The sequence below is a fragment of the Reichenbachiella agariperforans genome, assembly GCF_900142205.1.
Lineage (GTDB): Bacteria > Bacteroidota > Bacteroidia > Cytophagales > Cyclobacteriaceae > Reichenbachiella > Reichenbachiella agariperforans.
In genome coordinates this window covers 254,919-270,670 of record NZ_FRAA01000007.1, presented here as the reverse complement: position 1 = coordinate 270,670, position 15,752 = coordinate 254,919, and the positions used below count along the sequence as shown (strand labels likewise).

Genomic DNA, 15,752 nt, shown 5'->3' with positions numbered 1-15,752 from the left:
ATTTTTCTCACTCAACATTTGACTAGATAAAATATTCTTCTAGATTTGCACTCCCATTCAACGGAATGGCAATACAAACGACCTAGAGAAGTGGCAGAGTGGTCGAATGCACTGGTCTTGAAAACCAGCGTACCGCGAGGTACCGGGGGTTCGAATCCCTCCTTCTCTGCACAAAACCCTTTCATTTTATGGAAGGGTTTTTTATTACCCTACCTCCTCATATTATTCATTATTCTCAAGAAAAAGGATCAATCCGAAATTCTGGGAAGAAATCAAAAACCACTTCGTGATTCAAGGTTCATTGTTCGAAATTCGCTTTTGTTTTTCTTTAAAATAACCACCCATTATTGGTCTTTGAGATAATATTTAAATGATTGGAATATCGATTTTGGTTGATGTTTCTAGATGCTTTTCTCTATGCAAAAGACTGTACTCTTTTTATTCTCCTAGTAATCTTACCTAATTGATCTGGTTAGTATCATAAAAGTGAATAGATCTCCTGTTTCAGATCGTGATCTAAATAATAGTATAACTGCAGATTTTTGGCTAAGACAGAGGGGAGAGTAGTTTGAGAAAAACACAAAATTATACTAGAATCAAGCCTTTCAATTCTTAACCTCCTAAATTGAATTAAGACGGATGTCAATAAACTATAATAATATTCATCTCTCTAAAAACAACAACTTAATATAGGTCAACGCCTTATCAACTTTACCCGAACCGACTTGCTGATCGGCGTGTGGCTTTTGTCTGCGTATTGATCGTGAGGGATCAGCACATTGGTTTCTGGAAAGTAAGCGGCCAGGTTACCCCTTGGGATGTTGTAGGGGATGATGAGGAAGTTTTCTGCCTTGCGCTCAATGCCATCGTAGCGGCTGACTAAGTCTACTTTGTCAAACTTTTCTAATCCCATCATTTCAGCATCCTTGGCGTTGATCAGAACCACTCGGCGCTCGTTGTAGATGCCGCGGTAGCGATCGTCCATGCCATAGATCGTGGTATTGAACTGATCATGTGATCGGATCGTCATCAATAGAAATTCATCTGCGGCCAAGTCGTGCTGTGGCAGTCCACACACGGTGAACTGTGCCTTGCCTCCTGGTAATTTAGATTCGTCCCACACACGTGTGTGATTGGGCAGATCAAAACCTGCTTGCTGAGATCGCTTGGTGTAGTTGTCAAAACCGTCGAATACCTCTGATATTTTTTGACGCACCAGGTCGTAATCCGTACCTAGCTGCTGCCATGAAATCTTGGCATCCACTCCAAAATAGGCTTGCGCCATGCGCGCCACGATCTCGGGCTCACTCATGAGCTGATCCGAGGCTGGCGCCAATCTCCCATGTGATTGATGGACTCTTCCCATGCTGTTTTCTACCGTTACGAATCGGTCTTTCCCTGCTTTGTGGTCCTTCTCGGTGCGTCCCAAAGTCGGCAATATCAACGCCGTCTTGCCTGTGATCAAATGCGTACGATTGAGCTTGGTACTGATGGATACCGTCAAGTCGCAGCGCTGCAAGGCCTCACCTGTATAAGCAGTATCAGATGCCGCCGATAGGAAATTGCCCCCCAAGGCAATGAAGACCTTGGCACGCCCCTCGTGCATGGCCTGGATGGCATGTACTGTATCCAACCCTTCCTGATCAGGCGGGGTAAAGCCAAATACTCGTTCCAAGGAGGCATTGAGTTTGGGTGATACATGGTGCATGATGCCCACGGTGCGGTCTCCCTGTACGTTGCTATGTCCGCGGACGGGACAGGTGCCGCCTCCTTTGATGCCGAGGCTGCCTTTGAGCAGGAGTAGATTGACGCATTCTTTGATATTTTCCACCCCGTTTTTGTGTTGGGTGAGTCCCATCGCCCAGCAGATGATGATTCGTTTACGCTGAGCGAGCAGCTCCACGGTTTCGTTGATTTTCTCTTCAGAGATGCCGCATTGCGCCAAAAGCTGTGCTTCGTCTTGTCGCTTCAAATCTGCCAATAGCGCTTCTACTCCGTTTGTTTTTTGGTTGATGAATTCCCAATCAAAAACACCACTTTCACGCTCTTCTCGCTCGGCGAGTCGCTTCATGATGAGCTTGAGCAATGCCACATCCTGGTTGATTTTGACTTGTAGGTGAATGTCAGTGAGCTCAGTACCGCCCATGATGCCTTTGATCTCCTGCGGATTTTTGAAACGGATCAATCCTGCTTCTTCGAGCGGATTGATCGCAATGACTTTACCTCCATTGCTTTTGCACTTCTCCAGCGCAGATAGCATGCGCGGGTGATTGGTACCCGGGTTTTGACCGATGACCATGACCACTTCTGCATCCCCAAAATCCTCCAATGTGACAGATCCCTTGCCGATCCCCAGTGTTTCGCCTAGAGCGACTCCACTCGACTCATGGCACATGTTGGAGCAGTCAGGCATGTTGTTGGTGCCAAAGGCGCGGATGAAGAGTCCATAGAGAAAAGCCGCTTCGTTGCTCGACCGACCCGAGGTGTAAAAAATGCCTTCATTAGGATCATCCAGTGCCCGCAATTGCTTCCCAATCAAGGCAAATGCATCATCCCAACTGATCTTTTCATAATGTTCGCTGCCTTCTCGCAGCACCATTGGGTGCGTGAGTCTACCGCTTTTGCCAATCTTGTAGTCCGTCCAATGTGACATCTCGGCTACCGTATGCTGTGCAAAAAAGTCAGGTGTCACCCGATGGGTGGTGGCCTCTTCGGCAATGGCCTTGACGCCATTTTCACAAAACTCCCCGAGGGATGAGCGCTTCTTGGGATCGGGCCAGGCGCAGCCCGGGCAGTCAATGCCTTCTTGTTGGTTGAGCTTGGATAGGGTGGCAAAGGAGCGAGTGAGTCCCATTTCCTTCATGGCGTGATCGAGGGCCACTTTCACGGCGGAGATGCCTGCGGCGTATTGCTGTGGAGCTGTCAGTCGGAGGTCGCTGAGGTTTTTGGGGCCGATGATGGAGATGCTTTGTTTTTTGGTCATGATATTCTGTTTCCGCTTGTCAAGTTGTTTTTGCCTCGCCGGCAGAGCCTTACTTTCTTCATTAAGGAAGAAAGTAAGCAAAGAAATCAAGGCTGTGAAGAAAATAACTAAAACTTACTCCCTTGTCGAGGAAATTATAAACTCGAAGCTCGTACTTCACTTCTCAAACAGTATAATTTTCTTTTCCTCCAAGGAATCCAGTTTCTTTACGCCTTTTCTTCAAGGCCAAACAATTTGTTAATCTTATCCTAAATCTGTCGATCAAAAAACAGCAACGTATCCACCAAATGCTCCTGCCAATATTCCCACTGGTGGCCACCTTCAAATTCTTCATAGGTATGGGCAATGCCTGCCTTGTCCAGGTCAGCATGCAACTGGCGATTGTACTCGATCAGCAAGTCGCTGCTGCCACAGTCAAAGCGAAGTGGGGGCAGGTCGTTTCGATTTTCCGCCATAGCGGTAAAGGCATCCTCGTCGATTCGTGAAGGCTGCTGGTAGTGACCCAGAGGCTCCTCGACAAACAATTTCATCTGTCCGATCTCTGTGATGGAGCTATGTGCCGAGATACCCGCGTATTGCTTCGCATGCTTGGCACCTACTCGCAAAGCGCCAAATCCACCCATCGACAACCCCGAGATGAACAGCGGTGATTGGTCAGAAGTCTGGGGGATCAGTTCTCGCACGGCGGCTGGCATATCCTCGGCGATCCATTTTTCAAAATCATAGCCATCGTGTGCCGTATAGGCCGAGCCGTCACCCCACAGTCCATCGGAGGGCATGGCCAGTACCATTGGGCGGATTTGGTTCTCGCGGATCAGTCGCTCGGCGGTCTGTGCTGCACCGCCCTTCATCGCCCAGATCCAAGCACTGCCGTACACGCCGTGCATCAGCGTGACGATGGGTAGGTCATGGAGGTCTTCGCTCTCAGGGACAAAAACGCAGATATCGCCGCGCCCCTTCAGGTTCGGTGTCTTCACGGTGATGAAGCGTAGGCCATCGATCTCAAACTGCGGATCGGATAGTTCGGTTGTTTTGAATTTACTCATCAGTTGAATACAATTACGCCTTTGGCATTGCGACCGCCCAGCATGTCTTCGAAGGCCTGCTGCAGGTCATCGAGCGGATAGGTGCGGGTGATCATCTGATCGAGCATCAAGTCGCCCTTGTCATACAGACTCACCAATTTAGGGAAATCTATCTGCGGACGGCATTTTCCATAAAGGGGATTGATGTAAACCTTGTCCCATTCGAAGAGCCGCATATCGATAGTTATTTCTTCTTCGATCCCACTCACCTGCACGGCAGTACCGGCATTGCGGATCATCGCCAGCGGAGCTGCGCCCAAAGCAGGGATGGCTGTACACTCAAAAGCATAGTCCGCCCCGCGTCCCTTGGTCATGGCTTTGACTTGTTCGGCGGCTTTCATCAGCCCTTTGTCTTCCTTATCAGCCCGTATCGTATGGGTTGCCCCAAAGGCCTTGGCCATTTCCAGTCGCTCGGGATTGATGTCGATCGCGATGATCATGGCTGCACCCGAGATGCGAGCCCCTTGGATGACGTTGAGACCTACCCCACCAGTACCCAGCACCACAGCCGAACTGCCAGCCGAGAGTTTGGCGGAGTTGACGACCGAGCCGTAGCCCGTCATCACGCCACAGCTGATGATACTCGCCGAGGGCATGGGCATGTCGCTGGACAGTTTCACACAGGCAGAGGCTTTGACCAACGTGTACTCTGAGAGCGTCCCGATGTTGAAGGAGCGCTCGATGGCTTTGTCATTCCACTTCGTGCCGTTGAGGTGCGCGTGACCAGGCGTATAGCCATTGCCTCCTGCTGTCACGGGTGAGTTGTTTTCGCAGATGTGCTGGTTGCCCTCCTCACACTGAAAGCATCGCATACAAGGTGTCGCCCAGTTGAGGATGACTTGGTCTCCGACTTGGAAGTCCGAGACTTCACTTCCCAATTTCTCGATGATTCCTGCACCTTCGTGCCCCATGATGATGGGCTTGCCCCAGTTGAGGGAGTCATGATCGGTGTGGCAGAGTCCCGCTGCTTTCACTCTTATTAGTATTTCATCGGCTTGGGGATCAGCGACCGTTACCGTATCGATGACGAAACTCCCGTCCCCCTTGGCTATTGCCGCTTTGGATTGAATGGCCATATCTCTTACTTCCTTATTGACTTAAATAGTACAGAGTACAAATATGACGAGAATCAGCGCCGCCCTAGTTGCTTATTTTGATTGAAAAATATGCTATTTTGTAATCAATTTATTCAAATGAATTCAATGCATAAGAAAATAGAATACAAATGAAAGCCGTACTAGAGCAAGTAGCCATTGCCGAACAGGACAGTATCCGTGCCTTTCGCTATTCCAAAAAGGTTTTTGATGCGCCTTGGCATTTTCATCCCGAGTATGAATTGACCCTCATCCTCCGAAGTGCTGGCATCCGCTACGTGGGCAACAATATTTCAGATTTCAACGAAGGTGATTTGGTGTTGCTGGGCAGTAACCTGCCGCATTGTTGGAAAAATGTCGATGATAAAACCGGCCCTAGTGAATCACTGGTGATCCAGTGGCGCCAGGAGATCATCAGCCATCTGCCGATTTTCGACCAAATCCATGAACTGATGCATCGTGCGCAGAGAGGCTTGTTCATTCACCCCAAAGATCGGTCTGAGATCGCTAGTCGTATGCATGCCGTGACAGACTGTGCGGGGGTTGAGCAATATCTTGGTTTTGTGGAGCTCCTGGACTACATCGCAAGCCATGCGCACTACGACTATATCGCTGGCGCCTCTTATTCGTACGACGGTACCAGCGCCACCACCAACCGCCTCGAAGTGGTGCAATCTTACGTCAAAACACACTTCAAAGAGAAAATAAAATTGGCCGATATTGCCGATAAGCTAAGCATGAGTGAGCAGTCCTTTTCGCGCTTTTTCAGCAAGACGATGAACAAGCCCTTCTTCGTCTTTCTCAACGAATACCGGGTGAATATCTCCAGCCGACTCATCCTGGAGACCGACCTACAGATGGCCGAGATCGCCTACCAATGCGGCTATGAAAGCCTGCCTTTCTTCTACAAGCAATTCAAAAAATTCAAGGGCTACACGCCTCTAGAGTTTAGAAAGATGTATCGGAGGATTTGAAATTGGAATGCATGATGTTATGTTCGTTATGCCTCTTAGATGATTCTCTCATTTTACAAATGACATTGCGGATCATTTTGTTGCCAGATCTAAAATCTTTCTATCAGATCTATTGCTAACTAATTCCCTCGATGTAGATATCCTTGATAAACACATCATCAAATATCTTGGTCTAGAACAACCCCTATTAAAAGACCTATACAAATAACTTATTGCATCAATAAAACACGCAATAAATCATACACGCTAACATAATAACATATAAATACATCAAAATAAAGGAAGATTAATCAAGGGCCGCTCGCGTACTTTGCTAGTAAGATAGAAGGTGTATAGAAGGCACTGATCTACACAACTGAGTAAACAAGAGCTGACATGAAAAAAAGCGCACTGCCCGATCCATTCGCACAAGCCCGAGAAGCCAAAGGCTATGGCACAGTAGAGGATCAAAACGATCCCGTCACCATGCTACTCCGTCTCAAAGACGTCCGCAAGACAGCCAAGGACACGAAGACATTTCAGTCTGGTGCTGCTCCGGGGCGTATCGTGGTGCCGTCGGAGGTGAGCATACGCGATACCCGACAGATTCCCTTTGAGGTAGATCCACCGATGCACGGTGAGTACCGGGCTTTGTTGGAAGACTGGTTCAAGCGACCCGAGCAGCCAGATTATCGCGAGAGTTTGGAAGAGATTATCACTGAATTGGTAGACGAAGCGCTGCAAATGGACAGCCTCGAAGTGATGGAACAATTTGCCCTAAAGCTACAGTCACGTGCGCTCACACTGCTACTCAACATCCCCTACGAAGAATCCGAAACCTGGATTGGTTGGGGGATGCACGTATTCAGAAGTGAAGAATCCGCGCTAGACGGAGACAAGGCGGCCATTCTCTACGACTACATCGATGCGCAAATCGACAAGGCCATCGAACACCCGGGAGATGACCTTTACTCAGTGCTGCTAGATTCCGAAATTGAAGGCCGCAAGCTGACCAAAGAGGAAGTCAAAGGTGTGATGATCCTGACCTTTGCGGGTGGCAGAGACACCGTCATCAATGCGGTGACCAACTCCATTGCCTACTTCGCAGAGCATCCCGAATCACTCACCCGACTGGACAATGAGCCTGAGATCACTGCTCATGCCGTGGAGGAACTCGTGCGCTACTTCTCTCCACTTACCCACATGGGTCGAGTGGTGACCGAAGACACCCAGGTCTGCGAACATGCCGCCAAAGCAGATACCAGGGTATCGCTCTGCTGGGCTTCCGCCAACAGAGATGCCTCGACGTTTGAAAACCCTAACGAAATAGTCATCGATCGCAAAATGAATCCACATGTAGGCTTTGGTTTTGGGATACACAAATGCCTAGGCGCTACCCACGCCCGTCAGGTGCTGAGGGTTTTACTCGGTGTGCTTGCGCAAAAAGTGAAATCCATCGACATCCTGGAGCAAAAGGACAATATCGAGGACTGGGGCGAATTCCAACGAAAAGTGGGGTACGACAGTATTCAGGTAGAATTTCATAGAAAGGACTAACCTTCCTTAGCCAAAGGTATAATCCTATCCTCCTCAGGAGGGGGATAGGGGGAAGGAATTCAATCAACATTAAAAAATACAACAATGGCAAAAATTACATTTATCACCAGCGATAACGAAACGATCGTAGCAGAAGCCAACAGCGGCTCTGTGATGGAGCTGGCCAAGGATAACAACGTCAACGGCATAGACGGAGACTGTGGGGGCGTTTGCTCCTGTGCGACCTGTCATGTACATGTAGCGGCAGGGGATTTTGACAAAGTAGGAGCTCCCGGAGAGATCGAGGCAGACATGCTGGAACTCGAAGACAACTACAACGAGCACAGTCGCCTCTGCTGTCAGATCGACATCAGTGATGCGATCGACGGAGTGACGCTCCATGTAGTGAATTAAAATTTATATAAACATAGCAACCCTCCAAGGGTTCTAAACCCTTGGAGGGTTCGCTCTCAAACTATGTCTACAAAAGATAAAACCTGTCTCGTGATCGGGGCGAGCCATGCGGGCGTCAACTTTGCCTTTGCGCTGCGCAAAGAAGGCTGGGAAGGGCGCATTGTGCTCTTCGACAAAGACCCAGTACGGCCCTATCACCGCCCACCACTCTCCAAGGCCTACCTGACCAGCGACGATCCCATCGAAAAGCATTCGCTCAAGTCAGCCGAGAGCTACGAAAAAGAGCAAATCGAGTTATGCCTGGGTGTAGGCATCATCTCCATCAACCGTGACACCAAAACCATCACACTGGATACTGGTGAAATACAGGTGTACGACCAGCTGGTTTTGGCGACAGGAGCACGTCCCCTCATGCCCCCGATCCCAGGCATGGACACAGCACATCAGCTGTATCCGTTAAGAACGGCTCATGATGTGCAGCAAATCAAAGCAGCACTGGGCGACGGTAAGGGCAAACGTGCGGTGATCATCGGCGGTGGGTACATCGGTCTGGAGATCGCTGCATCGATGAAGAAACTGGGCGCTGAGGTCACCGTACTCGAGCGCGAAGCGCGCGTACTGGCACGTGTGACGGCTCCTGAGATGTCTGCATTCTTTCAGCAGTTGCATGCGGAGCAGGGTGTGAATGTACTGACGAATAAAAATGTAGTATCCATCGCCACGGAGGGAGCAGACAACATCGTACATTGCGCAGATGGCAGTCAATATCCAGCAGACCTGATCGTGGTAGGGGTTGGTATTCGTGTCAACCTGGAGCTGGCCAAGGATGCGGGGTTGGAGATTGAAAACGGCATCAAAGTCAATGCGCAGACACAGACCAGTGATACTGCCATTTACGCAATAGGAGATTGTAGCTTTCACCACAATCCGCTTTACAACCGTTGGGTGCGTCTGGAGTCAGTACAAAATGCTGTGGATCAGGCCAAAGTAGCCGCTGCAGTGATCGCTGGCAAGGACGCCAGTTATAACAGTCTCCCGTGGTTTTGGTCGGATCAGTTTGATGTCAAACTGCAAATGGTAGGATTGTCAGAAGGATACGACGAGCTTTTGATCCGTGAGGAAGAAAGTGAACGCAAGTTCTCTGCCTGGTACTTTCGTGGCGATCAGCTACTGGCCGTCGATGCGGTCAACAACGCCAAAGCGTATGTGATCGGCACGAAGTTTATCACGGAAGGCAAGCAGGTAGATAAGGGGAAATTGATCGACACTGATGTACCATTGAAGCCTGCTGACCTGATAAAAAATTAGGCTTTAAGACGCCTCACACGGCAACATTCTCCAATTTGGAAAAAACCCAAACATGCGTGCGGTAACATTCGCTAACTTCGGGAAAGCTCAAACATGCATGTTTGAGCTTTTATCGGATCCTATTCCCATTCATAAAAAAAGGACTCAAAAAATGAGTCCTTTTCTAGTTAAGTGGATTGAAAGATCATCAATACGAATGGCTGACCGCCAAACGGGAATCAAATCTATCTAACCAGCAATTTTAAGCTATACGATTCACCTCCAGTATGTACCCGTAGGATATACATTCCTTGCTGGAGATGATTCACAGGCAGGGTGTATGCATCCGATCGAGAAATCTCTGAGCTCATTTCCAAACTTCCTCTGACATCATAAATATCCACATGGTATTGGTCCTGAGTCAAGCCCTTGACATTCACCGATTGACTAGCGGGTACTGGGTAAACTGATAGTGGTGCGACTTCTTCCTTATCATTGAAGAGGTCATGGCCCTGTCTTGCACTCCCCGGTTTAGACAAGGTAAATCGATCCATATTCCATTGCCAATCTGCACTACCTGCTGTGAGACGAATCGTATGATTCCCTGCAGTAAAATAGGCCGTTTGACTTGCGGTCTGATCCTGATAGTTGCCCCATCCACCAGTATTAGCTAGTGTGGTAGTAAAAAAAGGAATCCCCGCTACTGAAAAATCCACACTGGTATTGTTGATAGGCGTGGCATATCTATAGGTCAGAGTATAAGCCCCTTCCTCTGGGATAGAAATGGGATACTCTACGTAGTCTCCTCCATTCACATAGTTGATGATCGATCCTGAGACATTGACTCCAAAACCAGGGCCACCAGCCGATGCGTCATTATAACTACCACCAGTGTTGTTGAAATTTTCCGCTTCCATTGTCAAAGTAGCACCACTAGAGCCTCCAGAGCTATTTACAGGTTTGTACACGCGCATCCAGTCTACCCAAAAGATGTTCTCACTGGCCAACTCTGCGTCTGTAAGATCCGGTCGCCAGTCTGTTTGATTTTCACAATCGATAATAATATCCATCTCCTTGTTGAGTCCTGTACCATTGGTATAGCCGTTGGGGTCAATGATATTTTGGCCGGATACTGTTCTGACCAACTGTCCATCTATATAATACTCGAGGTGCCAAGGATCTCTCCAATAGCAGCCATAGCGATGATATTCTGCCCGCCAAGGCTGACTGTTGTACACCCAAGACCCTTCATCCTTGGGCTGATAATCTTGAAAAGGATTGCGAATAAATACGTGATGGCTAACATGCATCCTGTGGGCAAACCACTCTTGACCAGCTCCACCGCCATACCCTTCCATCGCATCGATTTCCTGGGTATCGTCAGGACTCAAGAGCCAAAATGCATTGGCCAATTTTTGATTCATGATCTTGGCACTAATTTCGAAGTAAACCGGGTACTTGATTCGAGTCTTGTTAGTAATGATACCACAGTAGACCTGATCAGTCCCTGGCACACGTACGGCCTGAATCGCCAACTGATCTCCATTGGCCCAGGCTTGTGCACTGTTCCATTGGGTTTTGCCTGGACCAGACCAATTGTTGTGATAGGTTGGGTACCACTTGTCGTTAAATCTAGCAGGCCGGTTCCCTTCGGACATGGTGTAGTTAAAATCATCCGAAATATTGGATTGCAATTGCCACTCTTTTCCCGAGCCCGCTTGAGCCGGTACGGCAATACCTGCCCACTCTTGGGCGCGAAGTTGGATGGCCAATGCGATGACCATTGTCAAAGTAATGAGTCTTTTCATAATTTTCATGTTTTAGAATTTAAGAAAGACGAGCCGCAAATGCGACCCGCCTGAGCATATTAGTTTTAGTGAGTAATCACGACCTTAAGGCTTTTGCTTTCAGCTCCTGACTGAATGCGAATCAGATACAAGCCAGACTGAAGGTCTGATACAGACAATTGATAGCCGTCTTGTCTATTCAGTTGCGCATTCATAACCTGCTTGCCTCGGATATCGAAGAGTACAAACTGATACGAATCTTTCACAAGTCCTCTAAAGTGCAACAGGTTGTCTGCCGGTACAGGATACATGGTCACGGGGATTTCCAGATTGTCAGAAGATGAAGCTGTTCTAGCACTTGCTCCGCCTTTGGACAAGATGAAGCGGTCCATGTTCCATTCCCAGCCATGGGTACCGGCTCCTTTGAGGCGAATCGTATTTGATCCTGCACTCAGATGAATCGTCCCCCCTGCTACGACAGATGCATATGCATCCCAATTGCCATTGCTAGGCACAGCATCGGTACGCTGAGCTACCCCGTCCACTGACAGCTCTACCGCTGCGCCGTTGACAGTCGTCCCCATGAAATACTCGACATTGTAATCTCCAGTCTCGGGGATATTGACATTGTAATCTGCCCAATCACCCGTCTGGTTGTAGTTGATGGCCATCACGCTCCCGACAGTATAGGTCAAGAAGCCAGAGTATGTCCCTCCTGTCGTTGCAAAATCCTCGGCTTGGATAGTCAAGGAAACAGGGTTTCCTTCTCCAGTACCTGGCAACTCTCCGACTTTCGTCAAAGTAATTTTATCCAGGTTCCATTGCCAAGCATTGGTTCCCGAAGCTGTGATTCGCACGGTATGTACACCTGCTGTCAGTGTAGCATTGTTGGACGCAGTGAGCCCCTGATAGCTATCCCACTGCCCATTGTTGGCGACATTGTCAGTCGAGACATTGTTGCCATCTATGGCTATCTGAATCTGCGCATTGGTCATAGGAGTAGAGATTTGGTACACGATACTGTACACTCCAGCCTCCCCTACATTGATGCTATACTCTGCCCAATCGCCTGCATTCACATAGTTAATGCCCAGCCCTGGTGCTACATTCACACCATTGGGCACATGACCGTCGTTGTACGTGCCTCCAGTGCTGGCAAACGACTCTGCTTCGATCACGATCGTAGTACCCGATGGCGTACCCGCAGATACCGTCACTGCAGCAGTGGCTGTTTTGTTGCCATCCGCAGTAGTCACTGTAACGGTCGCATTCCCTACTCCCACAGCTGACACCGACCCGTTGGCATTGACAGTAGCGACGTTGGTATTGCTTGATGCCCAAGAAACAGCCTTGTTGCTCGCATTGGCAGGACTCACCGTCTCGGACAAGTCCGTACTCTGCCCTACATTGAGAGAAAGTGAGGTAGGCGAAACAGATACTCCCGTGACTGCAATCATCTGACTAGAAGTACTTACCGTCACTTGACTTGTTGCGATCTTGGCACCATCGACGGTAGTCGCCGTGATGGTGGCCGTCCCGTTGGCTACTGCAGTGACCACACCGTTGGCATTGACAGTAGCGACGTTGCTGTTGCTAGATGACCAATTTACCGATTTGTTGGTGGCGTTGGTCGGTGCGACCGTGGCAGTAAGTGCCTGCGTAGCTCCCACACTCGTCAGGGTAGCCTGAGTCGGAGATACACTGACTCCCGTCACAGCGACAGACGGACCTGGGTCTGTACCGATCGTACGACCAGGGGCAGTTGTGAATTCCCACGTAGAGAGGTTCACGACGCACACTTCTCCCGAATGATGAAAATCCACATCGATTTGGTTGTTGGCTTGAAGCAAATTGACTGGAACGGGAATTTCCAAAGTACCAAACCATCGGCTTCTGTTTTGGCTCCCTCCTCTCCAATCAAGTGGCGCTTCAACTGCCACCCCGTTGACTCTAAGTTCATCGATCGATAAGAAGCCCACTTGGTCATCCTCAGCGTCAAACAAATTGACCGTGATGCGTAGCATGGCTTCTGCCTTGCTGGCATCCTGAGGTACTGCTACATCGTTGACATAGAACGTATTCATACCCGACTGGATATCTACTCGCTCGTTGCTGCTGACTGCTTCTCCGTAGAACTTCTTCTCCACAGACTGTTGGTTGATTGTGACGTTGTTGGCATACGTGTATTTCAATATCATGGTACCATCAGCCGCCAATTGTACAGCAGAAGGAGCCGAACTGGCATTGGTATCATCCAGCTTCACCGTGCTAGTTCCCTGCAGATACAAGTGCTTGGTGTTGACATTTTGAAGAGTCGGTCTGTTGCCAAACATATTCAAGTTGATGCTCTTCGCTACACCTTCGAGGTTGTTGAGGATGAGATACATGTCTCTGCCATCGACATAAGAATCCACCTGAATATCAGGATCACTTGACTTGGTGTCCACTCTTGTTCCTTTGACTTCTGCCCATAGCTCAAACCACTTGATGTAGTCACTCCACTCCCAGTTGCCGTCATGATCATCATCTCGCATCATCTTGTACTGGTAGACATACTCTGGCGTACCGTCTCCGTTTTGATCTACATCTCCCCATTGGGCTTTGATAGGAGTAAAAGGCATCGTCTTTTCGATGTAATCTGGTCGCTCTAGAAACTGCATCATCATGGCGTTGAAGGGCTTCAAGCTCTCCCAGTCATATCTCGCATCATGAGGGAGGTAAGTCCATGCACCCTGTACCGCTCCGTATTCGGAGATGACCAAAGGCTTGCGGTTGTTCACTCCATTTTTTGTAACATCATACCACTCGATCATCTCCAGCATAGCTTCTACATGACCTCCAGAACGTGTCGCTCCACCACTTGATCCATAGGTCGGCCAATCGTACATATGAACAGAGTAAAAATCCATGTTGTCCCCCGCATTGTCCATGAAGCCTTTCCAAAGGACATCCCATTGTGTCCAAGGCCCCGTTTGATTGAGGTAAGCAGACTCTGTTTGCTCACGAGCATAGGCCTTGGCGATTTCATCACCCGGAGTATTGCCGTAGTAGGCATCCGAATACCCTACCGTACGTGACCGGTGTAGATCATCGGCGAAGAAGTCATGGAGTCCCCAAGTCATCCCGCCAATTTTAGGAGCCCGATTGCCAAGTCGGTTTCGTACTCCCTCTGCGACGAGATTGTGATACTCCCAGATATCCTCCCAGCTCGTCACCATGAAAGCACCAGTATTCATGAGCATATCAGGCTCATTGATCACTTCCCAATACTCTGGCATCAACTCACCCTCTGAGGCCAGATCATCTACAAAAAACTCATCCAAATACTGAGTCACCCAGTCGGCAGACGTCTCGATATCCTGAGGCAGCCAAGCGTATCCATTGGCTCTACCCCACTCAGATCCACACATGTGCCAGTACGACAAGGTCGGATAGGTCGGGTGCGGGTTGGTTCCACAGATCTTTCCTGTAGATCGGTTTTCGTACTGCTTGGTACCGTTGGTCTCTATGATGTTTTCGTACTCTTCTAACCACCAACCTGCAAAACTCGACAAACTATCCGGGTCATGATGACTCCTGTTGTCGGGGTCTTCGGCAGAATACTGAAACTTCCAAGTAGAGGAACCGTTGTCCCTACCGAGGTAGACATCCAGGTCATTGAGAAGGTATTCCATTTTTTCTTCTTCCCCCGCCCAGTCACTCTCTGACAATGCTGCGTGCAATGTAATATGGCGTTCTCGCCCAAAATCAGAGACACCACCTACTTCATGTTTGATGTTGACGTTGACATCTACTTCAACGTTTTGAGCAGACAACTGCTCCAGTATAGGTATTGTAAGTAGAAGAAGCGCACACTTCTTCCAGTATGAATATTTCATGTTTAGTCATTTAGTTTTTATAATAATTTTTCATGCAACAGGCTACCCAAAAGGGCATACCAGTGATAGCTAGGAACAGGATGTTCCTATGTGTGCAAACCAACCCACATTTTATTTGGACTTGAGGGGACAGATGGTCTTTGACTACTTCAAGAGATTAAAGCAGAAAGTGTGCGTGAGTAATTATAGAATCATAGATATTCGCGGTTTAGAAGTTACAGTTAATTTCTAGACATAGGTCTACCAATGATTTTGATTTTCCGGTCATTACTTGGTGGACCTTATGTTTTTTACAGATTAATGAAAAGAGAGACGCATGATTCAAAGTCTCCTGATAGCCCGTGTCCAAAGGACACCATAGGGCATACGGTATGAAGGGTACAGTCATGTTAGTCTTTCTCAAAATAATCAAAGTCAAATTGATCTATCTCTGCCCCATTTCCTAACAAACACACTAGACAAAAACTGAATAACTACAACTGGACAACAAGAATATGACACGACAGATTTGCTACTTGGACTTTTTCGAATCAGATCAAAATCATGGCTATACGCTAAAAAAAGACAACTTGTAGCAAGTACATCCATACCACACTGACAGACAGGCAACTAGACAACAAGAAACATTCCACTAAATATAAATATTCCGTCTATAGATTTAACAATTCATAGAATCAAGGAATCCAGTAGGTGATAAACAACAATATATAAAACTAAAACTGGGCTAGTTGTCTA

General features: G+C 48.3%; 9 protein-coding genes and 1 tRNA gene. 5 read left to right on the top strand and 5 right to left on the bottom strand.

What is annotated here, in order from left to right; translation table 11 throughout:
- Positions 1–84 precede the first annotated feature (84 nt).
- Positions 85–169 (top strand) — tRNA-Ser (locus BUB99_RS16745).
- A gap of 525 nt (positions 170–694) precedes the next feature.
- On the opposite strand, the gene BUB99_RS16740 is transcribed toward BUB99_RS16745, so the two are convergent.
- From BUB99_RS16740 to BUB99_RS16730, 3 genes are all read right to left on the bottom strand, one after another.
- The gene (locus BUB99_RS16740; RefSeq protein ID WP_073124392.1) at positions 695–2,983 is read right to left on the bottom strand and encodes an FdhF/YdeP family oxidoreductase; all 2,289 of its coding nucleotides are present in this window, start codon (positions 2,981–2,983) and stop codon (positions 695–697) included.
- A 248-nt stretch (positions 2,984–3,231) separates the two neighbouring features.
- The gene (locus BUB99_RS16735) at positions 3,232–4,029 is read right to left on the bottom strand and encodes an alpha/beta hydrolase (protein WP_073124390.1); all 798 of its coding nucleotides are present in this window, start codon (positions 4,027–4,029) and stop codon (positions 3,232–3,234) included.
- Positions 4,029–5,144 (bottom strand): Zn-dependent alcohol dehydrogenase, encoded by a 1,116-nt coding sequence (locus BUB99_RS16730; protein WP_073124388.1) that lies wholly within the window; start codon positions 5,142–5,144, stop codon positions 4,029–4,031. Before BUB99_RS16730 ends, BUB99_RS16735 begins: the two co-directional genes overlap by 1 nt.
- Before the next feature lie 149 nt (positions 5,145–5,293).
- On the opposite strand from BUB99_RS16730, the gene BUB99_RS16725 reads away from it, so the two are divergent.
- The 4 genes from BUB99_RS16725 (at position 5,294) to BUB99_RS16710 (ending at position 9,373) form a co-directional block, all read left to right on the top strand.
- A complete protein-coding gene (locus BUB99_RS16725; RefSeq protein WP_073124386.1) occupies positions 5,294–6,136 on the top strand; it encodes an AraC family transcriptional regulator in 843 nt (280 codons plus the stop codon).
- Between the two features lie 375 nt (positions 6,137–6,511).
- Positions 6,512–7,672: a cytochrome P450 gene (locus tag BUB99_RS16720; protein WP_073124384.1), complete on the top strand. Its 1,161-nt coding sequence runs from the start codon at positions 6,512–6,514 to the stop codon at positions 7,670–7,672.
- 84 nt (positions 7,673–7,756) lie between these two features.
- Positions 7,757–8,065, top strand: a complete 309-nt coding sequence (locus BUB99_RS16715) for a 2Fe-2S iron-sulfur cluster-binding protein (RefSeq protein WP_073124382.1) — start codon at positions 7,757–7,759, stop codon at positions 8,063–8,065.
- A gap of 63 nt (positions 8,066–8,128) precedes the next feature.
- Complete coding sequence (locus tag BUB99_RS16710; RefSeq protein WP_073124380.1) at positions 8,129–9,373, top strand: NAD(P)/FAD-dependent oxidoreductase; 1,245 nt, start codon at positions 8,129–8,131, stop codon at positions 9,371–9,373.
- Between the two features lie 224 nt (positions 9,374–9,597).
- Here BUB99_RS16710 and BUB99_RS16700 read toward each other — a convergent pair whose 3' ends face one another.
- Positions 9,598–11,160, bottom strand: a complete 1,563-nt coding sequence (locus BUB99_RS16700) for a carbohydrate-binding protein (RefSeq protein ID WP_139281065.1) — start codon at positions 11,158–11,160, stop codon at positions 9,598–9,600.
- Positions 11,161–11,225: 65 nt separating this feature from the next.
- A complete protein-coding gene (locus BUB99_RS16695; RefSeq protein WP_073124373.1) occupies positions 11,226–15,017 on the bottom strand; it encodes an Ig-like domain-containing protein in 3,792 nt (1,263 codons plus the stop codon).
- Positions 15,018–15,752: the final 735 nt, after the last annotated feature.